The sequence below is a fragment of the Pseudomonas sp. CCNWLW23 genome, from assembly GCF_037095675.1.
In the GTDB taxonomy this organism is placed as follows: domain Bacteria; phylum Pseudomonadota; class Gammaproteobacteria; order Pseudomonadales; family Pseudomonadaceae; genus Aquipseudomonas; species Aquipseudomonas atacamensis.
Genome location: NZ_JBAWKM010000012.1, coordinates 85,224 through 107,780, shown reverse-complemented (window position 1 = coordinate 107,780; position 22,557 = coordinate 85,224). Strand labels below are relative to the sequence as shown.

Annotated in this window: 23 protein-coding genes and 1 tRNA gene; 8 read left to right on the top strand and 16 right to left on the bottom strand. The window is 60.2% G+C overall.

The window, feature by feature from the left end; all coding sequences use genetic code 11:
* Nucleotides 1-224: 224 nt before the first annotated feature.
* The 6 genes from chrA to dapA form a co-directional block, all read right to left on the bottom strand.
* Nucleotides 225-1,580, bottom strand: coding sequence for a chromate efflux transporter (gene chrA / locus V8J63_RS16515; protein WP_130887223.1), 1,356 nt, complete (start codon nucleotides 1,578-1,580; stop codon nucleotides 225-227).
* A 120-nt stretch (nucleotides 1,581-1,700) separates the two neighbouring features.
* Nucleotides 1,701-1,790: transfer RNA gene (locus tag V8J63_RS16510), tRNA-Ser, on the bottom strand.
* Nucleotides 1,791-1,874: 84 nt separating this feature from the next.
* Nucleotides 1,875-2,588: a phosphoribosylaminoimidazolesuccinocarboxamide synthase gene (gene purC, locus V8J63_RS16505; RefSeq protein WP_016771262.1), complete on the bottom strand. Its 714-nt coding sequence runs from the start codon at nucleotides 2,586-2,588 to the stop codon at nucleotides 1,875-1,877.
* Nucleotides 2,589-2,616: 28 nt separating this feature from the next.
* Entirely contained in the window at nucleotides 2,617-3,378 is a 762-nt protein-coding gene (locus tag V8J63_RS16500) for an MBL fold metallo-hydrolase (RefSeq protein ID WP_024012002.1), read from the bottom strand.
* A gap of 6 nt (nucleotides 3,379-3,384) precedes the next feature.
* On the bottom strand, nucleotides 3,385-4,500 hold the full coding sequence (gene bamC, locus V8J63_RS16495) for an outer membrane protein assembly factor BamC (RefSeq protein ID WP_016771264.1): 1,116 nt from the start codon (nucleotides 4,498-4,500) through the stop codon (nucleotides 3,385-3,387).
* A 17-nt stretch (nucleotides 4,501-4,517) separates the two neighbouring features.
* Entirely contained in the window at nucleotides 4,518-5,396 is an 879-nt protein-coding gene (gene dapA / locus V8J63_RS16490) for a 4-hydroxy-tetrahydrodipicolinate synthase (RefSeq protein ID WP_016771265.1), read from the bottom strand.
* A gap of 328 nt (nucleotides 5,397-5,724) precedes the next feature.
* Between dapA and V8J63_RS16485 the strand changes: the two genes are divergently transcribed.
* The gene (locus V8J63_RS16485; RefSeq protein ID WP_071174673.1) at nucleotides 5,725-6,285 is read left to right on the top strand and encodes a glycine cleavage system protein R; all 561 of its coding nucleotides are present in this window, start codon (nucleotides 5,725-5,727) and stop codon (nucleotides 6,283-6,285) included.
* Between the two features lie 10 nt (nucleotides 6,286-6,295).
* Nucleotides 6,296-6,769, top strand: coding sequence for a peroxiredoxin (locus tag V8J63_RS16480; protein WP_041478861.1), 474 nt, complete (start codon nucleotides 6,296-6,298; stop codon nucleotides 6,767-6,769).
* Nucleotides 6,770-6,889: 120 nt separating this feature from the next.
* Here V8J63_RS16480 and V8J63_RS16475 read toward each other — a convergent pair whose 3' ends face one another.
* On the bottom strand, nucleotides 6,890-7,960 hold the full coding sequence (locus V8J63_RS16475) for an AI-2E family transporter (protein ID WP_016771268.1): 1,071 nt from the start codon (nucleotides 7,958-7,960) through the stop codon (nucleotides 6,890-6,892).
* Nucleotides 7,961-7,991: 31 nt separating this feature from the next.
* Complete coding sequence (locus V8J63_RS16470) at nucleotides 7,992-8,231, bottom strand: sulfurtransferase TusA family protein (protein ID WP_016771269.1); 240 nt, start codon at nucleotides 8,229-8,231, stop codon at nucleotides 7,992-7,994.
* A 98-nt stretch (nucleotides 8,232-8,329) separates the two neighbouring features.
* Between V8J63_RS16470 and V8J63_RS16465 the strand changes: the two genes are divergently transcribed.
* Nucleotides 8,330-9,763: a M48 family metalloprotease gene (locus V8J63_RS16465; protein ID WP_024011999.1), complete on the top strand. Its 1,434-nt coding sequence runs from the start codon at nucleotides 8,330-8,332 to the stop codon at nucleotides 9,761-9,763.
* An 82-nt stretch (nucleotides 9,764-9,845) separates the two neighbouring features.
* Here the strand turns inward: V8J63_RS16465 and V8J63_RS16460 are convergent, their stop codons facing one another.
* The 4 genes from V8J63_RS16460 to rpoE form a co-directional block, all read right to left on the bottom strand.
* Complete coding sequence (locus tag V8J63_RS16460) at nucleotides 9,846-11,279, bottom strand: DegQ family serine endoprotease (protein WP_125925297.1); 1,434 nt, start codon at nucleotides 11,277-11,279, stop codon at nucleotides 9,846-9,848.
* Between the two features lie 208 nt (nucleotides 11,280-11,487).
* Nucleotides 11,488-12,453 carry a MucB/RseB C-terminal domain-containing protein gene (locus V8J63_RS16455; RefSeq protein WP_197890362.1) on the bottom strand — a complete coding sequence of 322 codons (966 nt, stop codon included), beginning with the start codon at nucleotides 12,451-12,453 and terminating at the stop codon, nucleotides 11,488-11,490.
* A gap of 8 nt (nucleotides 12,454-12,461) precedes the next feature.
* Nucleotides 12,462-13,049 carry a sigma-E factor negative regulatory protein gene (locus tag V8J63_RS16450; RefSeq protein ID WP_008077804.1) on the bottom strand — a complete coding sequence of 196 codons (588 nt, stop codon included), beginning with the start codon at nucleotides 13,047-13,049 and terminating at the stop codon, nucleotides 12,462-12,464.
* A 30-nt stretch (nucleotides 13,050-13,079) separates the two neighbouring features.
* Entirely contained in the window at nucleotides 13,080-13,661 is a 582-nt protein-coding gene (gene rpoE / locus V8J63_RS16445) for an RNA polymerase sigma factor RpoE (protein WP_003172477.1), read from the bottom strand.
* Between the two features lie 557 nt (nucleotides 13,662-14,218).
* On the opposite strand from rpoE, the gene nadB reads away from it, so the two are divergent.
* Complete coding sequence (gene nadB, locus V8J63_RS16440) at nucleotides 14,219-15,835, top strand: L-aspartate oxidase (protein ID WP_125925295.1); 1,617 nt, start codon at nucleotides 14,219-14,221, stop codon at nucleotides 15,833-15,835.
* Here nadB and V8J63_RS16435 read toward each other — a convergent pair.
* Both V8J63_RS16435 and V8J63_RS16430 read right to left on the bottom strand, forming a co-directional pair.
* Entirely contained in the window at nucleotides 15,804-16,256 is a 453-nt protein-coding gene (locus V8J63_RS16435) for a protein YgfX (protein ID WP_125925294.1), read from the bottom strand. The two genes, nadB and V8J63_RS16435, sit on opposite strands and share 32 nt — an antisense overlap.
* Nucleotides 16,240-16,494, bottom strand: coding sequence for an FAD assembly factor SdhE (locus V8J63_RS16430; protein WP_007911418.1), 255 nt, complete (start codon nucleotides 16,492-16,494; stop codon nucleotides 16,240-16,242). Before V8J63_RS16430 ends, V8J63_RS16435 begins: the two co-directional genes overlap by 17 nt.
* 150 nt (nucleotides 16,495-16,644) lie before the next feature.
* Between V8J63_RS16430 and ygfZ the strand changes: the two genes are divergently transcribed.
* On the top strand, nucleotides 16,645-17,586 hold the full coding sequence (gene ygfZ / locus V8J63_RS16425) for a CAF17-like 4Fe-4S cluster assembly/insertion protein YgfZ (RefSeq protein ID WP_197890361.1): 942 nt from the start codon (nucleotides 16,645-16,647) through the stop codon (nucleotides 17,584-17,586).
* Between the two features lie 34 nt (nucleotides 17,587-17,620).
* Nucleotides 17,621-18,442, top strand: a complete 822-nt coding sequence (locus V8J63_RS16420; protein WP_016770675.1) for an HDOD domain-containing protein — start codon at nucleotides 17,621-17,623, stop codon at nucleotides 18,440-18,442.
* Between the two features lie 128 nt (nucleotides 18,443-18,570).
* Here the strand turns inward: V8J63_RS16420 and V8J63_RS16415 are convergent, their stop codons facing one another.
* Nucleotides 18,571-19,956 carry a sensor histidine kinase gene (locus tag V8J63_RS16415; protein WP_024011993.1) on the bottom strand — a complete coding sequence of 462 codons (1,386 nt, stop codon included), beginning with the start codon at nucleotides 19,954-19,956 and terminating at the stop codon, nucleotides 18,571-18,573.
* Nucleotides 19,949-20,620 carry a response regulator gene (locus V8J63_RS16410; protein ID WP_024011992.1) on the bottom strand — a complete coding sequence of 224 codons (672 nt, stop codon included), beginning with the start codon at nucleotides 20,618-20,620 and terminating at the stop codon, nucleotides 19,949-19,951. The genes V8J63_RS16415 and V8J63_RS16410 overlap by 8 nt, the downstream gene beginning before the upstream one ends.
* Nucleotides 20,621-21,064: 444 nt before the next feature.
* Between V8J63_RS16410 and V8J63_RS16405 the strand changes: the two genes are divergently transcribed.
* Entirely contained in the window at nucleotides 21,065-22,042 is a 978-nt protein-coding gene (locus V8J63_RS16405) for a Bug family tripartite tricarboxylate transporter substrate binding protein (RefSeq protein WP_130903196.1), read from the top strand.
* Between the two features lie 55 nt (nucleotides 22,043-22,097).
* A complete protein-coding gene (locus tag V8J63_RS16400) occupies nucleotides 22,098-22,556 on the top strand; it encodes a tripartite tricarboxylate transporter TctB family protein (RefSeq protein ID WP_130903197.1) in 459 nt (152 codons plus the stop codon).
* The last annotated feature ends 1 nt before the right edge of the window (nucleotide 22,557 follow it).

Genomic DNA, 22,557 nt, shown 5'->3' with positions numbered 1-22,557 from the left:
GTCGGGTAAGCGTGGCAAGTTCTGGGTAAAAGTTTGCCTACCCTTTTGTGAAGCATTGTCGTTGCGGAAATTTCAAAAAATTTGCGGCGACAGGACAAATGGTTTGAACCGCGCGAACAAGCGAAACGGGGTTATACCGCTGGGGATATTCGCACTGGAATGACCGGAACTTATTGCCGGAATCGAGTCTCCAGCGCGCGATTCGATTTCCGGCGCCGCGATCACTAACGCAGCAAATGCACCACCAACCCAACCAACGCACAGCCCAGCAACACCTGAATCACTCCGCGCTTGAAGCGAAACAGGGCAATGGCCGCGGCAAGCGCAATCAACGCCGACGGCCAATCCAGGCTGCCACTGAAGCCTTGCGGCCAGAGCACGTGGTAGCCGAAGAAACACGCCAGATTGAGAATCACCCCAACCACCGCAGCGGTGATCGCGGTCAGTGGGGCGGTGAATTTGAGTTCGTCGTGCGTCGACTCCACTAGCGGACCGCCGGCGAGGATGAACAGGAAGGAAGGCAGAAAGGTGAACCACGTCACCAGCGCGGCGGCGACCGCTCCGGCGAAAAACACCTGATCGGCGCCGAACACCTGCGACACATAAGCCCCGACAAAACCGACAAACGCCACCACCATGATCAGCGGCCCCGGTGTGGTTTCGCCCAGCGCCAAGCCGTCGATCATCTGCGTCGGGGTCAGCCAGCCGTAGTGACCGACCGCACCTTGATAGACATAGGGCAGCACCGCATAAGCTCCACCGAAGGTGAGCAGCGCTGCCTTGGTGAAGAACCAGCTCATCTGCGTCAGTGTGCCCTGCCAGCCGAATAGCGCGGTCAACACGCCCATCGGCAACGCCCACAGCGCGGCGCCAATCACGGCGAGCGTGGCCAGTTTCGTCCAGCTGAAACGGGCATGGGCCGGGGTTGGCGTGTCGTCGTCGATCAACGCCGCGCCGAAAGACTTCTTCGCTGCGCTATGCCCGCCGGCCCTGAATTTCTCCGGCGCCAGTCGACCGCCGAAATAGCCAATCACCGCCGCACCCAGCACGATCAACGGGAACGGCACATTGAACGCAAAAATCGCCGTAAACGACGCCGCCGCAATCGCCCACAGCCAATTGTTCTTCAGCGCCCGCGAACCGATGCGATGCGCCGCCTGCACGACGATGGCCGTCACCGCAGGCTTGATCCCGTAAAACAGCCCGGCGACCATCGGCACTTCACCGAAGGCGATATAGAGCCACGACAGGAAAATCAGGATGAACAGCGAAGGCAACACAAACAACGCCCCGGCCACAATCCCGCCCCAGCTCCGATGCATCAGCCAGCCAATGTAAGTCGCCAACTGCTGCGCCTCAGGCCCGGGCAGCAACATGCAATAGTTCAAGGCATGCAGAAAACGCCGCTCGGAAATCCAGCGCCGCCGCTCGACCAACTCCTGGTGCATGATCGAAATCTGCCCGGCCGGCCCGCCGAAACTGATGAAGCCCAGCTTCAACCAGAACCAGAACGCCTCGCGCAGACTCACGGCCTGCGGCCTAACGTCGTCATCACTCACCAACGGCTGAACTTCACTCATCGAGCTGTTCCTTTTATGCAGTCGGCAGGTTGTACCCGAAAAGCCTCACGAACGAAACGCCAGAAACGAAAAAACCCCCGTAATCATCAATGATTACGGGGGCTTCGTCTTGTTCAATAATGGCGGAGAGATAGGGATTCGAACCCTAGGTACCGGTGAAGGTACAACGGATTTCGAATCCGTCCCATTCGGCCACTCTGGCATCTCTCCAACGGCGCGCATCATAACAACACTTTCGTTGGTTGCGAACCCCCCAAACGAAATTTTTTCCGTGCTATCAGATGCTTGCGTCGATTAAAGCGGTACGCCCAGACGAGCGGCGACTTCTTCGTAGGCTTCGATGACGTCACCGAGGCCTTGGCGGAAGCGGTCCTTGTCCATCTTCTTCTTGGTGTCCTTGTCCCACAGACGGCAGCCGTCCGGGCTGAACTCGTCGCCGAGGACGATGGAGCCGTCGCTGAACACGCCGAATTCAAGCTTGAAATCGACCAGCAGCAGGCCGGCGTCGTCGAACAGTTTGCTCAGGACTTCGTTGACCTTGAGCGACAGTTCTTTCATGCGCGCCAGTTGCTCGGCGGTGCCCCAACCGAATGCCACGACGTGGGATTCGTTGATGAACGGGTCGCCCTTGGCGTCGTCCTTCAAGAACAGTTCGAAGGTGTACGGGTTGAGCTTCATGCCCTCCTCGACGCCCAGACGCTTGACCAGGCTGCCGGCGGCGTAGTTACGCACGACGCATTCGACCGGGATCATGTCGAGCTTCTTCACCAGGCATTCATTGTCGCCCAGCAGTTTGTCGAACTGGGTCGGCACGCCGGCCGCTTCGAGTTTTTGCATGATGAAGGCGTTGAACTTGTTGTTCACCATACCTTTGCGATCAAGCTGTTCGATGCGCTTGCCGTCGAACGCCGAAGTGTCGTTGCGAAACAGCAGGATCAAGCGGTCAGCGTCGTCGGTCTTGTAAACCGATTTGGCTTTGCCGCGGTAGAGTTCTTCACGTTTTTCCATGATGGGCTCCGCTTGCTAAGTAGGTGGGCTAGGCGATGTGGCGCCAGTCGAGCCCTGAATCTTGATCGGCCAGTTGCAGCCAGTCCGGGTCGCACCCGAGGGTGTCGACAAAACATTGCCGGGCCAGCTGCGGCAGGTTGTTCTTGCTGCTCAGATGGGCCAGCACCAGGTGTTGCAAACCCTGCCAGCCCAACTCGGCCACCAGGAATGCCGCCTGATGGTTGTTCAGATGTCCGCGTTCGCCGCCCACCCGTTGCTTGAGAAAGTACGGGTAGTGACCACGGGCCAGCATGTCGCGGCAATGGTTCGACTCGATCATTAATGCATCGAGGTCCCGATAGCCATCCAGCACCCGCTCGCAGAACGATCCCAGGTCGGTCAACAGGCCGAAGCGCCGCTGTTCCTGATCGCTGAAAACGTACTGGGTCGGCTCCTGCGCGTCATGGGCCACGGCAATGACCCCAACGTTCAGTGCGCCGATCTGCAGTTGCTCGCCGCCGGCCAGAAAGCCTGCCGGTTCAAGCGGTTTGCGCATCCCGCGCAACGTGCCACGACTGAGGTAGACCGGCAGATTGTAGCGCCGAGACAGTAAACCCACGCCATGCACGTGGTCGGCATGTTCGTGGGTCACGAGTATCGCGCTCAGTTGCGCCGGGTGAACACCCAGGCGCAACAGACGTCTTTCGGTTTCCCGCAGGGAAAAACCACAATCCACCAGCACGTACGTATCAGCACTGGCGATCAGCGTGCCGTTCCCTTGGCTACCGCTGCCGAGAACGGCAAAACGCATATCGGATCAGCCCAGGTTGTCCTGAATCACGCTCAACACTTTACGCGCGACATCGGCCGGCGCGACGGTGTTGATGTTCTTTTCGACGGTAACCTGGATGTTCTCGCCCACCTTGCTCAGGCGAACCTGATAACGCTCGGCGCGGGCTTCGACTTCTTCCTTGCTCGGCGCACTGCCGAACAGGCTGCTGAAGAAGCCAGGCTTGTCGTCTTTCTTCTCGGCTTTTTCGGCCAGGTTGATGTAGTACAGGCCCAGGCTGCGGTTGATGTCTTCAACGCGCCATTCGCCCTGTTCCAGCGCACGGCCGACGCTCGACCAGGCGCGGTCCAGATCGGTACCGACGTTCAACACCGGGTTGCCGCTGCCGTCTTCGTTCAGGCTGACACGGCTCGGCGCATCGAAATCACGCGAGGCCAGCATCGACACCGAACCGCCCTTCTCGGAGGTGCGGCTCATGCTCGCGAGCATGTCGTCGACCAGCGCAGCGTCCAGGCCAGTGTTGACCGAACGGTTGGTGAAGGCCACGTCGGCCGTACTGCCGGCAGGACGCTCGGCGCTGACCACGTAGATTTCACTGGTGTTGCGCTGCACGCCCGGCTCGATGCGCACACGCACGCGGGTTTCGCTGTCGCTGGCGATACCGGCCGCACTCAGGCGCTTGGCCATCGACGCGGACAACTCGTCGGAGTGCTGCCAGGTGGTGGTGAACTCACCGGTCTGCGGACGCTGTTCATCCAGACGGAAACCGTTGTCCTGGAAGAACTGCAGCGCCACTGGCCAGACTTCGGCCGGCGGGTGCTGGGCCACGACCCAACGCGAATCACCGCTCTTCTGCAGCGAGTAATCCGTGGCATCGGCAACCGCCGAAAGCGGCTGAGGACGCGGCACGACGTATTCGCCCGTCGCGGTGTCATCGGCCACGTTGCGCGGGATCGGCAACAGCGGATCGAGACGTTTGGCAGTGCTCACATCCGGTGGCAATTGCATCGGTGCAGTCTGTTGCGCTTGCAGGTAATCGCTTCCACGGTCGCGGAAATAACCTTCCGGCCCCCAGACCCATCCGCAGCCACTGGTGCTGGAGATAATCAAGGCAAGTGCGGAAAGTCCGGCCATTCGCTTCATGCGTTGTACTTCCTCAATTAAACCAGGACGTTGCACTGGCGCAGGGCCGAGCGCAGCGTTTCATGACAAGGGGTGCTCAGCCAGGTCAGTGGCAGGCGGATGCCTTCGTGCATCAGGCCCATTTCGACCAAAGCCCACTTCACCGGAATCGGGTTGGCTTCGATGAACAGGTCCTTGTGCAGCGGCATCAGTTTTTCGTTGATTGCGCGTGCGGTATCGGCGTCGCCCTTGAGCGCGGCCTCGCACAGGTCAGCCATTTCGCGCGGGGCGACGTTGGCGGTGACCGAGATGTTGCCTTTGCCGCCCAGCAGGATCAGCTCGACAGCGGTCGGATCATCGCCGGACAGGACGATGAAATCCTTGCTCACGCCATCGATGATCGCTTTGGCGCGCTTGAGGTCGCCGGTGGCTTCCTTGATGCCGATGATGTTCGGCACGGTGGAAAGGCGAATCACCGTCTCGGCCTGCATGTCGCAGGAGGTGCGGCCGGGAACGTTGTAGAGAATCTGCGGAATGTCGACCGCTTCAGCGATGTGCTTGAAGTGCTGGTACAGGCCTTCCTGGGTCGGCTTGTTGTAATAAGGAACCACCAGCAGGCAGGCATCGGCGCCGGCGGCCTTGGCGTTGCGAGTCAGCTCGACGGCTTCGCGGGTCGAATTGGCGCCGGTGCCGGCGATGACCGGAATGCGCCCGGCAACCTGTTTGACCACGGCTTTGATGACGGCGATGTGCTCTTCTACATCAAGGGTGGCCGACTCGCCGGTTGTACCGACGGCGACGATGGCATGGGTGCCGTTCTTGAGGTGGAAGTCCACGAGTTTGCTGAGGCTGTCCCAGTCAAGACGCCCTTGTGCATCCATGGGAGTGACCAGTGCCACCATACTGCCCGCAATCATGAAACCGCTCCTGCCGGAAAAAGAGAGCGGTAATGGTACTGGCGCCAAGATGCTTGCACAAGCGAAGTACTGCGCCGCCGCCATTCCCCTTGGCGCCGCTTTTCGCTACCCTTCAGACTTTGATCGGTACAGATCAGCTTGTACGCCGGGTTTCAGCCTCCCCTTTCGGCCTCCCAGGCCCCGTTCCTGCGTCGCATCGACGCGCTCCCGCACAGCGGAGCGAGCCGCGAACGCTGGCCGGGGCTCTTTATACGGACCGCCAGAACAGGCACTCCCGGCCGCCAATGCCCGTCAACCTACCGACCGCTCATCGCTTTAGGAATGCTGCATGTCCACCCCCACAGTTCGCGAACAATTCCTTGTCATCAGTGCCCTCGGCGCCAACCCCATGGAGCTGACCAACGTCCTGTGCCGCGCCAGCCATGAAAACCGCTGCGCCGTCGTCACCTCTCGCCTGACCCGCCACGGCGAGTGCAGCGCCCTGGTGCTGGAAATTTCCGGCAGCTGGGACGCCCTCGCGCGCCTCGAAGGCAGCCTGCCATTGCTGGCCAAGCGTCACGCATTCACCGTCAACGTGGTGCGCAGCGCCGCTCTGGAAAATCGCCCGCAAGCGCTGCCTTACGTGGCTTACGTCAGCTCGGCGTATCGCCCGGACATCATCAATGAGCTGTGCCAGTTCTTCATGGACCACAACGTCGAGCTGGAAAACCTCACCTGCGACACCTATCAGGCGCCACAGACCGGCGGCACCATGCTCAACGCCACGTTCACCGTGACCCTGCCGGCCAACACCCAGATCAGCTGGCTGCGCGATCAGTTCCTCGATTTCGCCGACGCGATGAACCTGGATGCCCTGATCGAGCCTTGGCGCCCACAAAACCCAATGTAAGGAAGCTTTCATGGCCGTTGTCATCGACCAACCGGTTGCGGATTTCACCGCACCTGCGACCAGCGGGCAGACCGTCAGCCTGTCCGAACTCAAGGGCAAGCAAGTGGTGATCTACTTCTACCCGAAGGACAGCACCCCGGGCTGCACCACTCAGGGCCAGGGCTTTCGCGATCAATATGCGGCGTTCAAGGCTGCCAACACCGAAGTCTTCGGCATTTCCCGCGACAGTTTGAAGTCGCACGAAAACTTCAAAGGCAAACAGGAGTTCCCCTTCGAACTGATCAGTGACAAGGACGAAGCGGTTTGCCAGTTGTTCGACGTGATCAAGCTGAAAAAACTGTATGGCAAGGAATACCTAGGCGTTGATCGCAGTACTTTCCTGATTGATAAGGACGGTGTGCTGCGTCAGGAATGGCGTGGCGTGAAAGTGCCGGGGCATGTTGATGCCGTGCTGGCGGCGGCTGAGGCTCTGAATAAAGCCTGATGTTTTTGCTGCGTCTGTAAAGACGCCTTCGCGAGCAGGCTCGCTCCCACAATTGAAATCTAATCACCGTGGGAGCGAGCCTGCTTGCGAATAGCCTCTCTGTAAAATCCGGATCAACCGCTAAAGCAACGGCGCCACCACCGGCTCCTTGCGAGGCCACGCATCCAGCACAGCCTTGAACAGCGTCGCCAGCGGGATCGCGAAGAACACACCCCAGAATCCCCACAACCCACCAAACAACAGCACCGCGCAGATGATTGCCACCGGATGCAGATTCACTGCTTCCGAAAACAGCAACGGCACCAGCACGTTGCCGTCCAGCGTCTGAATGATTCCGTAGACCGCCATCAGGTAGATGAACTGATCGCTCCAGCCCCACTGGAACAGCGCAATCAGCAGCACCGGTACGGTCACCACTACCGCACCGACATACGGCACCACCACCGACAAACCGACCAGCAACGCCAGCAGCGCCGCGTAGTTCAGGCCCAGCGCGATGAAGGCGATGTAGGTCACGCCGCCGCAAATCACGATCTCGATGCCTTTGCCACGTATGTAATTGGCGATCTGCCGGTTCATTTCCTGGGCGACGCGGGTGATCAGCGCGCGCTCGCGAGGCAGATAGCCGCGCACCCACTCGCCGATCATCGCCCGATCCTTGAGGAAGAAGAACACCAGAATCGGCACCAGCACCAGGTAGATCATGATGTTCACCAGCAGTGGCAAACTCGACAATGAGAAAGTCAGAGCCCACTGACCGAACTTGCCAATCTCGCCCCGCGCCGCTTCGATCGCTTGCAGGACTTGCTCGTCAGACACCAGATGCGGATAGCGCTCGGGCAATAGAAGCAGCAGCGATTGCCACTTGGCGAGCATGCCCGGCAACTCGTTGAACAGGGTGATCAACTGATGCCACAGCAATGGCAGCACCACGACGATAAACAGCATCAGCGCGCCCATGAACAGCGCAAACACCAGCCCCACGGCCACCCCGCCGGGCACACGCAGCCGCTCGAGCGTCACTACCAGGCCCTGCATCAGATACGCCAGCACCATCCCGGCCAGAACCGGCGCAAGCATGCCGCCGAGGGTAAGCACGGCGGTGAAGGCGAGAAACAGCAGCACTGCCAGCACCACCGCTTCTTCATCGGAGAAGTAGCGCTGAATCCAGTCGCGTAACACTTTGAACATCAATAATCCCTTCGATTTTAGGCGCGGCGCTTCAGGCTTTTTTCAACCAGTAACGGTAGACGCCAGCCTCGTCTTCTTCGCGCAACAGCGCATGACCGGCGAGTTTGGCAAAGGTACGGAAGTCGCGTTGCGAGCCGGCATCGGTAGCGATCACCTTGAGCACAGCGCCACTTTGCAGTTTGTTGAGTTCCATTTTTGCCTTGAGCAACGGCAACGGACAGTTCAGGCCACTGGCGTCCAGTTCCACGTCATGGGCTACAGCGTCAGTCATTGCGTCACTCCGGTTCGGGTTGTCGAGCTGCCTAGAATATCTGGTCGCGGCTTCGGTGTCCGGCTACAGTAAGGTCTTTGTCCTCCAAGGCTTTGTGCATGACTTTTCTGCGCCCTACCCTGCTGACGCTCGCTTGCCTGCTCGCCTCACCAGGCTTTGCCGACGATCTGCCGTCACTCGGCGACGCCAGCTCTGCCATTGTCTCGCCGCAACAGGAATACCAGCTCGGCCGTGCCTGGCTGGCCATGCTGCGCAGTCAGGTTTCCCAGCTCAACGATCCGCAGCTCAAGGATTACGTCGAATCCAGCGTGTACAAGCTGGTGGAGACCAGCCAGGTCTCCGACCGCCGCCTGGAATTCATCCTGATCAACAGCCCACAACTCAACGCCTTCGCAGCGCCGGGCGGCGTGGTCGGGGTCAACGGCGGCCTGTTCCTCAACGCCCAGACCGAAGGTGAATACGCCTCGGTGCTCGCTCACGAACTGGCGCACTTGTCGCAACGTCACTTCGCTCGAGGCGTCGAAGCCTCACAAAGAATGCAGGTGCCGATGATGGCCGCGTTGCTGGCGGGTATCGTCATCGCGGCGGCAGGCGGCGGTGATGCCGGCATCGCCACCATCGCTGGCACCCAGGCTGCGGCGTTGCAGGAACAACGGCGCTTCTCGCGGCAGAACGAACAGGAAGCGGACCGCATCGGCATCCTCAACCTGGAAAAGGCCGGTTACGACCCGCGCTCGATGCCGACCATGTTCGAGCGCCTGATGCGCCAGTACCGTTTTGACGCCAAACCGCCGGAATTCCTCCTGACTCACCCGGTCACCGAATCGCGTATCGCCGACACTCGCAACCGCGCCGAGCAGGCGAAACCGGGCGGCATCGAAGACAGCATGCGCTACCAGTTGATTCGCGCGCGGGTGCAGTTGATCTACGAGGAAACCCCGGGGCTGGGCGCCAAGCGTTTCCGCGCCCTGCTTGATGAGAACCCGAAAAACGATGTGGCGCGTTACGGCCTCGCCATCGCGCAGATCAAGGGCGGCCAGCTCAACGAAGCGCGAGAGAACCTCAAGCAATTGTTGGCCAAGTCGCCGAACGAGATCATCTACAACCTCGCGCAGGTCGATCTGGACATCACCAACAATCGTCTGCCCGATGCGCAGTCACGGGTCGACCGCATGCTTACGCAGTTCCCGGGCAACTACCCGCTGAATCAGGTGCGCGTCGATCTGCTGTTGAAACAGAATCGCGCTGCCGATGCCGAGAAGGCACTCGACAGCCTGCTCAAGTCACGCCCGGATGATCCGGACGTCTGGTATCAGGTTGCTGAAACCCGCGGCTTGTCGGGCAACATCATCGGCCTGCATCAGGCGCGCGCCGAGTATTTTGCACTGGTCGGCGATTACCGCCAGGCCATTCAGCAGCTGGACTTCGCCAAGCGCAAGGCGGGCAACAACTTCCCGCTGTCCTCGCGCATCGATGCCCGCCAGCGCGAGTTGATGGAGCAGGAGCGCATGGTCAAGGACATGATGGGCTGAGTCTTTCCCGACAAAGACAAAAGCTGCAGACACAAAAAAACCGCCTCTTTCCGAGGCGGTTTCTTTTTACCTGCCTGCTGGCTTATTCAGCCAGTTTGAAGGTGATGAAGCTGGCACGGCCCTGACGCAGCACGCGCATCGACACCGAACGGTTCTTCGGCAACGCCTTGGCGATGTCGGTGAACTCCTTGGCCGAGCCGATGGCTTGATTGTTCAGGTGGGTGATCACGTCACCCGGTTGCAGACCGATCAGGGCCGCAGGACCGTCCTGCACTTCCTTGATCACCACACCACCTTTGAGGTCGTAGGTTTTCTTCTGCTCGTCGGTCAATTCACCGACCGCAACACCGAGGCGGTTGCTGCTGCTTTCAGCGCCGGATTTCGGCAGACCTGCCAGCTCCTTGTCCTCGTCCGGGATTGCGCCGACGGTCAGCTCGACGTTCTTGCGCTTGCCTTCACGAATCACTTCCAGATTGGCTTTGGCGCCAGCCTTCAGCGCGCCGACCAGATGCGGCAGATCGGCGGACATGACGATCGGCTGACCGTTCATGCTCAGGATCACGTCGCCAACCTGCAGGCCGCCCTTGGCCGCAGGGCCGTCATCCTGGATCTGCGCTACCAGCGCGCCAGCTGGCTTGTCCAGACCGAACGACTCGGCCAGATCCTTGTTCACTTCCTGAATGACCACGCCCAGCCAGCCGCGGCTGACTTTGCCACCGCTTTTGAGCTGATTGGAAACATCCATCGCCACGTCGATCGGAATGGCGAAAGACACGCCCATGAAGCCACCGGAGCGGGTGTAGATCTGCGAGTTGATGCCGACCACTTCACCGTTCAGGTTGAACAGCGGGCCACCGGAGTTGCCCGGGTTGATCGGCACGTCGGTCTGAATGAACGGCACATAGTTTTCGTTTGGCAGGCTACGACCGACGGCGCTGACGATGCCTTGGGTCACGGTGTGGTCAAAGCCGAATGGCGAACCGATCGCGACGACCCACTGGCCGGCCTTCAGGTCCTGGGACTTGCCGAGCTTGAGCACCGGCAGATCCTTGCCTTCGATTTTCAGCAACGCCACGTCAGAGCGTGGATCGGTGCCGACCAGCTTGGCTTTCATCTCACTGCGGTCAGCCAGACGGACGAGGATTTCGTCAGCATCGGCGATCACGTGGTTGTTGGTGAGGATGTAGCCATCCGGCGAAATGATGAAACCCGAACCCAGCGATTGCGCTTCACGCTGGCGGCCATCGCCACGTGGCGAGCGCTGCTGAGGCGGCATGCCGCGCTCGAAGAATTCGCGCAGCATCGGTGGCAGGCCTTCCAGATCCGGCATCTGCTGGTTGACCCGACGGTCCGGCAGTTTCTGCGTGGTACTGATGTTCACCACCGCTGGCGACGCTTGTTCGACCAACTGGGTGAAATCAGGCAGATCGGCCGCTTGCGCAGCAGGCACCGCCTGACCGAGCAACAGCACGGTGGCGAGGATGGAAAGATAAGACTTCAAACTTGGTATCGACATACAGCTCCCGTTACGACGAGCAGGGTTAAGCGATATGGAGCAAAGGAACACCGGAAACCACAGACCGGCATTTTTGTTCCGGGAACAACAAACAAGGCCAGAGCCGTGAGGCTCTGACCTATAAAAAATTTTCAGGGGTTTTGCAAATGAAAATGCTCAGCAAACATTTCGACGTCTCGACGACGAAGTGGAAATGACTGAAATCAGCTCACTGCTTGCTGGTCGCAGCGCCATCGTTGTTACGCATCGATAGAGCGATTCGTTCGGCGGTGCCAATCGGGATTTCGCCGACCACCGTGACCATCATTTCGCCTTGCGGCGTGGTCAGGCGCCGGGATACCGCGACGGTCGGGCCCAACTGAGTGCGGGTGTCAGTGGCCGTTGCGCCATTCAACGGTTCAAGGAACACCGAGAAACGCGCCAGACCATCGTCATACATCAAGCTGCTGACTTGGGTCTTGGTCTGCGCATCCTTATGCGAACTGCTGCTGGTCAGCTCAAAGCCTGGCGGGAGCCAGTCCGAACGCCAGTTTTGCACGGTTTTAGCTGCAGAAGCCTTGTTGCTTGCGATATTGATCGGCTTACAATCCGGGTCCGCCAACAAGTCCTTGTCCGACGGGATTTCATCCGTGTCGAGGCTGGTGAACTGGAAACGCTCGAGCAACTGCCCTTTGTCGTTCAACAGTAACGACTTGAGCGGCAGCCCGGTTTTCTTGTCCAGATGCAGCTCGAAGCCGTAACGGTGCTGATCACGAGGGGTCAGCGACACGATCACTGCATCACGACCGGCCACGCGCGACTTGCCAATGACGGCAAGGTCATACCAATTCTTCAGCTTTTTGGGATCCAGCGCACGGGCGGCAGCGTTGGGTGAATCACCCAATCCCGCAATCAGGGTGCCGCTGACGCATTGAGTACGTCCATCAATGCGCACGACTTCCTGAGCCGAACCGTCGAGCTGCAATAACCGCTCGCGGACCTGGCCATTCTGGACGCGATGCCAGATGTTGTGCGTGGAAAAACTGCCGTTGCGCTCGTAAACGAAAGTACCGTGAAAGCTTTGCTGCTGCTCGGCCTGGCCCAGACGGGTCAACCAGTCCTGGGCCTCGTCAGCGTGGGCTGGAACTATGAACCAGCCACTGAGCAGAAGCGAAAGTAGAGGGATGGCGCGCATGATCCTCCTTAACGGTTTTCCAGGCTTGCGGCACGTGCGTATGGCAGCGCGCTTTCAGTTCCTTTGAGTGCAGCCTGCTGAGCATGCTGACGCAGGTAGCCTGGCAGACGCTGATCATGCCAGCCTGGCTGACCTTGCAGAACGCCGTTGGCCATAGGGCCAGTCGCTTCCGAGCTTTCGCTATAACCAGCCAGAACTGCCGGACCCTTGACCTGTGGAGTAGCCAGAGTAGGCTGATTCGACTGCTGCGCCAGCTCAACACCAGCGATTTCGTCCTGGTTGTACAGGCGAACACCGGCCAGAACGGCCACGGTTACCGAAGCGGCAACAGCGAGGCGACCCAGGTTACGCCATGGGCTGCGGGATACTTTGGCCGGAGCCGTTTCGTCTTCCAGCGCAGCGGACACTGCCGCAGCGATATCCAGACGCGGAAGCAGCAGATCCTTGTGCATGGCTGCCCGAGCGATCTGGTAACGAGCCCAGGTCTCACGGGTATCAACATCATCCAGTGCGCTGAGCACTCGACGCAATTCCAGTTCGTCCGCTTCGTTATCCATCACTGCGGACAGCGATTCCTGCAGGGCTTCACGACTCATGGCGTTCCTCTCTTGGCTGTCGCCGCTGTCTCAGTTTTCCTGCAACAACGGTTGCAGGGCTTTGTCGATGGCCTCCCGAGCGCGGAAAATCCGGGAGCGCACGGTACCCACCGGACACTGCATGACGCTCGCAATGTCCTCGTAACTCAGACCATCGAATTCACGTAAAGTTAAAGCCGTACGCAAATCCTCTGGCAGTTGCTGGATGGTCCGATGGACAGTGCCTTCGATCTCATCCCGCAGCAATGCACGTTCTGGTGATTCGAGATCCTTGAGGCCGTGATCGCCATCGTAGAACTCTGCATCCTCCGAACTTACATCGCTATCCGGCGGCCGACGGCCGCGGGAAACCAGGTAGTTCTTTGCCGTGTTAATGGCAATACGGTACAGCCACGTATAAAACGCACTGTCACCGCGGAAATTTCCAAGTGCCCGATACGCCTTGATAAAGGCTTCCTGAGCAACGTCCTGGGCTTCATGGGTGTCGTGCACAAAACGCACGATCAACCCGAGAATTTTGTGCTGATATTTCAGCACCAGCAGATCGAAAGCTCGCTTGTCGCCACGCTGTACGCGTTCGACCAGCTGCTGATCCTCTTCCTGGGTTAGCATGAACACTCCTCGATAAGCCCGGAGGAGACTTGCATTACTAAACGACCAGACTTGCAAACATAGACTCGGGCTTTTCGCAAAAGTTCTCCCCCTCCAAGCAAGTTTCCTGCGGGCTCTGATTTGGCACGCACGAAAAACGCAGCGCGGGATAAACCGGCTGCGCGAATAATCTTGTTATCGGTTTCGCCGGCAGGAATCCAAACGCAGATTCCGCACTGAAGCCGACACTGTCCCTGGTTTCTGGCACCGTCTATTGATCTTGGGCCTTTGGCAAAAGTTCCAATTATTTATAGCCGTACCCACCTGACATTGCGCAACCCTGCTCGGAAAAGACTGTTTCAGCGCCGATACAGGTGTCATTTTTCAAAACCGATGAAAAAAACTTCCGACGAAGCACTGCGCTTTTTACTGCGCAGTAGTCTCACAATGCCATCTGGGCCCGGCTATTGTGCCGCCCAACCCCTCTATATACTAGTGGGCTGTGTGGCTGTCTTGACTCGCCGATCCAGCTGTCTTGCGCCAACCCCGACCCGGGTCGCTTTGAGCGGAATCCTGAAATGAGCCAACAGTTCCAACACGATGTTCTGGTGATTGGCAGCGGTGCTGCCGGTTTAACTCTCGCTTTGACCTTGCCCGGTCATCTGCGCATTGCCGTATTGAGCAAAGGCGATCTCGCCAACGGTTCGACCTTCTGGGCCCAAGGCGGCGTCGCTGCGGTGCTCGACGATACCGACACTGTCGAATCCCATGTCGACGACACCCTAAATGCGGGCGGCGGCTTGTGCCATGAAGACGCCGTACGCTTCACCGTCGAGCACAGCCGCGAAGCCATTCAATGGCTGATTGACCAGGGCGTGCCGTTCACCCGCGACGAACAGTCCGGCACTGAAGACGGTGGTTTCGAATTTCACCTGACCCGCGAAGGTGGCCACAGCCATCGACGGATTATCCATGCTGCCGACGCCACCGGCGCTGCGATCTTCAAGACCTTGCTGGCCCAGGCCAAAGAGCGCGATAACATCGAATTGCTGGAACAGCGCGTCGCCGTCGATTTGATCACCGAACGCCGCTTGGGCATGGAAGGCGATCGTTGCCTGGGCGCTTACGTGCTGAACCGCGCCACCGGCGAAGTCGACACCTACGGCGCACGCTTCGTGATTCTGGCTTCAGGCGGCGCAGCCAAGGTCTACCTTTATACCAGCAACCCCGACGGCGCCTGCGGTGACGGCATCGCCATGGCTTGGCGCTCCGGCTGCCGCGTAGCCAATCTGGAATTCAACCAGTTCCACCCGACCTGCCTGTATCACCCGCAAGCCAAGAGTTTCCTGATCACTGAAGCGTTGCGTGGCGAAGGCGCGCATTTGAAGCTGCCCAACGGCGAGCGCTTCATGTATCGCTTCGATAAACGTGCCGAGCTGGCGCCTCGTGACATTGTCGCGCGGGCCATCGACCATGAAATGAAGCGTCTGGGTGTCGACTGCGTATATCTCGACATCAGCCACAAGCCTGAATCGTTCGTCAAAAGCCACTTCCCGACTGTTTATGAGCGCTGCCTGGGCTTCGGCATCGACATCACCAAACAACCGATCCCGGTGGTCCCCGCCGCGCACTACACCTGTGGCGGGGTGATGGTTGATCAGCACGGTCGCACCGATGTACCCGGCCTCTACGCCATCGGCGAAACCAGCTTCACCGGCCTGCACGGCGCCAATCGCATGGCCAGCAACTCACTTCTGGAATGCTTCGTTTATGCCCGTTCGGCAGCGGCGGACATTCTTGCGCAACTCGATGACGTCGCGGCACCAAGCGCCCTGCCCGTCTGGGACGCCAGTCAGGTGACCGACTCGGATGAAGACGTGATCATCGCGCACAACTGGGACGAATTGCGCCGATTCATGTGGGACTACGTCGGCATCGTGCGCACCAACAAACGCCTGCAACGGGCGCAGCACCGGGTGCGTCTGCTGCTGGATGAGATCGATGAGTTTTACAGCAACTATAAAGTCAGCCGTGACCTGATCGAGTTGCGCAACCTGGCACAGGTTGCCGAATTGATGATCAGCTCAGCCATGGAACGCAAGGAAAGTCGCGGGCTGCATTACACCCTCGACTATCCGGATATGCTGCCCGAAGCGCTCGACACTATTCTGGTGCCGCCCACCTACGCCGGCTGAACTTGAGCCGCACTCGCAGGCGTCGGTGCAGATCCGCCGCTTGCGAGTCACGTGGCACGCAGATTGACCTGACCCGCCACTCTCCGCGCAGGCGAAAGCGCAGCACTACGATCAATGGCAGCGCCAGACTGTCCGGTCGTAACTGCGCAGCCTGCCAGCCATCAGCCTGATTCCACACCTGCCAGCCATCGCCGTCGCGCCGCAACCCGCAAAATGCTTTCGGATGACTCAGCAGAATCTGCCGTGGCAGCATCCAAAAACCGTGCAGCGCACAGGCGCAAGCGCCGAGCAGACTGGCCCAGAGCGGAATCGACAGCAGACACAGCGAACCCATGGCGAACGCCTGGGCCAACAGATACGCCGCCAGCAACTGCCGTGAGGCATGCCAGCGGCATTCGAACGTATTACTTGGGCTGGACACGATCCAGAATCATCCGGACCATGCGTTGCAGCTCGGGATCTTCCGACTCGCTGCGCTCCATGAACCAGCCGAACATGTCCTGATCCTCACAGGTCAGCAAACGCACGTACAGATCGCGATCCACTTGATTCAACGTCGCGTAAACCTCCTGCACGAACGGCACCAGCAGCACGTCAAGCTCAAGCATGCCGCGACGGCTGTGCCAAAAGAGGCGATTCAGTTCAACTTGTTCGACCATGGAGCCCTCCTCGAATTTGCCGGGCAGTATACAGCCCCGGCGCGGGCCGCACAGTCGGCTTTGGTCGGGCACCCGTGATCCTTTATCAACTACCCATTTCAACCCTGCCCCCTTATGATGTGCCCCAGTCTATTTACCCTGCGATGACCCATGGCCGATTCTGCTTTTTTCTGCACCCTGTCTCATGAAGGCGTACTCGCGGTTCGCGGTGCGGACGCCGGAAAATTCCTGCAAGGCCAGTTGACCTGCAATATCAATTACCTGAGCGACACCCGCGCCAGCCTCGGCGCCCGCTGCACGCAGAAAGGCCGGATGCAGTCGAGCTTCCGCATCCTGCTTGAGGGCGACGGCGTGGTGATGGCGATGGCCAGCGAGCTGCTCGAGCCGCAACTGGCCGACCTGAAAAAGTACGCAGTGTTCTCCAAATCGAAACTGACCGATGAAAGCGCCGCCTGGGTGCGCTTCGGTCTGGCGCATGGCGATGCAGCCCTGACCAGCCTCGGTCTGGCACTGCCCGCCGAAACCGACAGCGTTGTGCGCCATGAAGGCCTGATCGCAATTCGCGTCTCGCCCGAGCGCGCCGAACTCTGGGTGCCTGCCGCTCAGGCGCCAAACATTCAAAGCCAACTGTCGACTGCGCTGCCTGAGGCCGAACTGAATCAATGGCTGCTGGGCCAGATCCGCGCCGGTATCGGCCAGGTCATGCCTTCCACTCGCGAACTGTTCATCCCGCAGATGCTCAATCTGCAGGCGGTCGGCGGCGTGAGCTTCAAGAAAGGCTGCTACACCGGCCAGGAAATCGTTGCGCGCATGCAGTACCTGGGCAAGCTCAAGCGGCGCCTGTACCGCCTGCGCCTCGACGCGGCCGAGTTGCCGGAGCCCGGCACTCAACTGTTCACCCCCAGCCACAACAGCTCAATCGGCGAAGTGGTGCTGGCGGCCAATGCCGAGGGAAACATTGAACTCCTAGCCGTGTTGCAGGCCGAAGCTGCCGAAGCCGGTGATTTGCGTCTGGGCGCCCTCGAAGGCCCCGCGTTGCACGTGCTCGACCTGCCTTACGAACTGGATCGCGACCGCGAAATCCAGCGTTGATCGCAGCATTGTTGCAACACCCTAGAGAGTCCAAATGAGCGAACTGGCGGAAAAGGTCCAACAGGATTTGGTTGCGGCCATCGATAACGATGACCTGGTTCTGCCAACGTTGCCGGAAGTGGCCCTGCAGATTCGCAAGGCCGCCGAGGATCCGGAAATCAGCGTCAGCGATCTGAGCAAAGTCATCGGCCGCGACACCGCGCTGTCGGCGCGCCTGATCAAAGTGGTCAACAGTCCGCTGCTGCGCGCCGCGCAGGAAGTCACCGACCTGCACACCGCCATCACCCGTTTGGGCATCAACTACAGCAGCAACCTGGCGATCGGTCTGGTGATGGAGCAGATCTTCAATGCCCGCTCCGAGGTGGTCGAACAGAAGATGCGCGAAGTCTGGCGCAGCAGTCTGGAAATCGCTGGCGTCAGCTATGCGCTGTGTCGTCGTCACACTCAGCTCAAACCCGATCAGGCGGCACTCGGCGGGCTGGTGCATCAGATTGGTGTGTTGCCGATCCTGACTTACGCCGAAGACCACAATGAACTGCTCTCGGATGCGGTCAGCCTGACCCATGTGATCGAGCAGATTCACCCATTGCTGGGCGAGAAATTGCTGCGGGTCTGGGAGTTTCCCGAGCGCCTGGTGCATTTGCCGTTGCTGTATCAAGACTTCAGCCGCGACTCGACGCGCATCGATTACGTCGATGTCGTGCAGGTAGCCAATTTGTATTGCCGCAAGGACACCGATCATCCGTTTGCGCGGATTGACCCGTTTAGCGTGCCGGCGTTCAGGAAGCTGGGGATTGATCCGGAGAACAAGCAGTTCTGCGCGGATCTGGAAGAATCGCGGTCGATGTTCTACTGACCTGTGGTGAGGGGATTTATCCCGTTGGGTTGCGAAGCGACCCTAGACTCTGCGATCCGAACCGCGACTGCTGCGCAGCCGAGCGAGGATAAATCCCCTCGCCACAAAAACCCCTTGCCACAAAAGTATTACCCGGCAATAAAACTGACCCGCACCTTCAACCCTGCCTGCTCGCCATCATGCAAGGTGATCTGCGCCAGATGCGCGCGACAGATCTCGCCGACAATCGCCAAGCCCAGACCTGAACCGGCAACCTGCTGATTGCGCCGATAAAACCGTTCGAACACCCGATCACGCTCGTGCAGCGGGATGCCCGGCCCGTCGTCCTCGACCTCAAGCACCGCCGGGGCCGTGACCCGCAGAATCACATTGCCGCCCGATGGCGTATGCGCCAGCGCGTTGTCGACGAGATTGCTCAGCAGCTCATTGAGCAGCGTCGGCTCACCGCGCAGCCACACCGGTTCATCCGCTTCAAGCGCCAGCGCCACGCCGCGCTTGTGCGCCAAAGGCGCCATGGCCATGCCCAGCTCTCGGGCCAATTGACTCAGATCGAGCAACTGCGCGCCGCCCTCGGCAATCGCCCGCGCGCCGTTTTCGACCCGGGCCAGCGATAGCAGCTGATTGGCCAGATGGGTCAGGCGATCGGTGCTTTGCGCGGACGATTCAAGGGTGGTGCGCCAGGTCTCCGGCTCGTTCGAGCGCAGGCCCAGTTCCAGGCGTGCCTTGAGTGCGGCCAGCGGCGTACGCAACTCGTGAGCGGCATCGGCGATGAACTGCGCCTGCCGCTCGAACTGGCCGCGCAGACGCTCGGTGAAATGATTGAGCGCGCGGACCAAGGGCCCGAGTTCATGCTGCACTTCCACCAGCGGCAGCGGCCGCAAGTCGTCGGGCTGGCGTTCCTCAACAGCGGTTCTTAACCGCTCCAGCGGGCGCAACGCCGCACTCACCGCGAACCACACCAGCAGCAATGCACCGACAGCCAGCATGCCCAAGCGCAACAGGGTGTCAGCCGCCAGACTGCGCGCCATGCTGACCCGCGCTTCGTCGGTTTCAGCCACGCGGATTTCCGCCATGCCGTTCATGTTCGGCTCGCTTACGGCCTTGAGCAGACTGACCACACGCACGTTCTGGCCGTTGTACTTCGCGTTGTAAAAGCGCGCGAGCGCCGGATAGCTGTCGGTACGCGGCGTGCCGGGCGGCGGCCCGGGGAGATTTTCGTAGCCGGAAATCAGCTTCTGGTGAATGTCGTTGACCTGGTAATAGATGCGCCCGGCGCTGTCGTAGGCGAAGGTGTCCAGCGCCACGTAAGGCACGTCGGCGCTGAGACTGCCGTCGCGCTGCGACAATCCGGCAGCGATGGTGCGTGCCGAGGCCAGCAGCGTGCGGTCATACGCGGTGTCGGCGGCTTCGCGACCGTTCCAGTAAGCGCTCAAACCACTGGCAAGCATCAGCACCACCAGCAACCATCCAAGGTTCCACAGCAACCGCCAGCGCAGGCTGCTGGGCTTATGCATCGCGGCTTTCCAGCAGATAGCCGAGGCCACGGAAGGTGACAATGGCCACGGGCTGGCCATCGAGCTTCTTGCGCAAGCGGTGCACGTAGATTTCGATGGCGTCGGGGCTGGCTTCTTCGTCGAGGCCGAACACCTGCGCGGCCAGTTGTTCCTTGCTCATCACTCGCCCCGGCCGCGCGATCAACGCTTCGAGGACGGCTTGTTCGCGGGAGGTGAGGGTCAGCAGTTCGTCGCCGAGGGTGAAGCGCCGCGTATCGAGGTCGTAAGCCAGCACGCCACAGCGCTGCTGACGCTCGCCGCCCAGCACACTGCGGCGCAGCAAGGCTTTGACCCGCGCTTCCAGTTCCGTCAATTCGAACGGCTTGGCCAGGTAGTCGTCAGCACCGAGATTGAGGCCATGCACGCGATCCTTGACGTCACTGCGCGCGGTCAGCATCAACACCGGCAGGTTCTTGCCCCGCGCACGCAGCCGCGCCAGCACCTCGAAACCGTCCATGCGCGGCAGGCCGACATCGAGGATCGCCACGGCGTATTCCTCACTGCCCAGCGCCAGGTCGGCAGCTACGCCATCGTGCAACACATCCACCGTCAGACCGGTGCTCTTGAGCGCCTGAGCCACGCTTTCGGCCAGTTGCAAATGGTCTTCGACGAGCAGGACACGCATGGATTTGTACCTCGTTCAGGGTTGGCCGACGCCGCGCTTTGCCGCGGAGTTTACAGCCGCAACCGCCGCTGTGAAGCCCGAAAACCGTGAAAGACAACTGAAAGGTTGTTGAAAGGTTAGCCGGTTAGAGTCGGCCCACGGACAGTTTCGACTGTCGCCGCTGCCGCCACACAGCGCAACGAAAAACGCCATGAAGCGTTTTCGACTCATAAGAACAATAACGGAGTACCCCAGCATGCCCTCCATGCGCACCAAGGCTGTAATGCCTGCTCGCCTTGCTCGATTCCACCGTTGCACTGTCGGTTTTTCGCCGCAGTCCTGTTTCCCCTCCGTTGTTTCAGTCGTTGCGCTCGCGCCGCGAGAGAACTGCGCCTGCCGCTAGGTTTTCGCGTTGCCCTTTGGTCATTCGGTCCATCCATAACAACAACTCCTCTGGAGACTCAAATGAACGTATCACTGCGTAAAGTCGCTCTCGCCGCTGGCGCGATGCTGTTTGCCGGCCAACTCATGGCCGAGCCGAAACGTCCGGAATGCATCGCCCCCGCCTCCCCCGGCGGTGGTTTCGACCTGACCTGCAAACTGGTGCAGAGCGCACTGGTCAACCAGAAGCTGTTGAGCAAACCGATGCGCGTCACCTACATGCCCGGCGGTGTCGGCGCGGTGGCGTACAACGCGGTGGTCGCGCAACGTCCGGCGGACGCCGGCACTCTGGTGGCGTGGTCGAGCGGTTCGTTGTTGAACCTGGCCCAGGGCAAGTTCGGCCGCTTCGATGAAACCAACGTGCGCTGGCTCGCGGCCGTCGGCACCAGCTACGGCGCCATCGCAGTGAAAAGCGATTCGCCCTACAAGACCCTCGACGATCTCGTTCAGGCGTTGAAGAAAGATCCAGGCTCGGTGGTTATCGGCTCCGGCGGCACCGTCGGCAGCCAGGACTGGATGCAGACCGCACTGATCGCCAAGGCTGCCGGGATCAACCCGCGCGAACTGCGTTACGTGGCACTCGAAGGCGGCGGTGAAATCGCCACGGCCCTGCTCGGCGGCCACATCCAGGTCGGCAGTACCGACATCTCCGACTCCATGCCGCACATCCAGAGCGGTGACATGCGTCTGCTCGCAGTGTTCGCCGAAAAGCGTCTCGACGAGCCGGAAATGAAGGACATCCCGACCGCTCGTGAGCAAGGCTACGACATCGTCTGGCCGGTGGTGCGCGGCTTCTACCTCGGGCCAAAAGTCAGCGACGAAGACTACGCCTGGTGGAAAGACGCGTTCGACAAACTGCTGGCTTCCGACGAGTTCGCCAAGCTGCGCGATCAGCGCGAGCTGTTCCCGTTCGCCATGACCGGCCCGGAACTGGACACCTATGTGAAGAAGCAGGTCGCCGACTACAAAGTGCTGGCCAAAGAGTTCGGCCTGATCCAGTGATCGTCTCTGTCTAGTGGCTGCGTCTCCTACGCGGGGACGCAGCACAGGAGCTCCCATGCTTATTCAACGCATTTTCGCCTCGGTGTTGCTGCTGGTGTGTGCCGGCCTGGCACTGATGGCGTGGCCGTACCAAGCGGCTTTTTCCTATGAACCGGTCGGCCCGCGCGCCTTTCCGCTGCTGATGCTCGGCCTGATGGGGCTGGCGCTGCTGTACATGGTGTTTCGCCCGGCGCCGATCAAACACAACCCGGATGAGCCGCCGCTGGATCGCGAAACCCTGACCAAGATCGGTCTGTGCGTGGTGTTGCTGCTGGTGTTTGCCGGCACCTTCGAACCCCTTGGCTTCATCATGGCCAGCATCATTACCGGCGTACCGATGGCCCGTCTCTATGGCGGCCGCTGGCTGCCGAGCGTGGTGATCATCAGCCTGATGGCGGTTGGTCTCTATCTGCTGTTCGATCGCTTGATGGATGTTCCGCTGCCCCTCGGCCTGCTCAGCGTCCTGGAGAACTGAT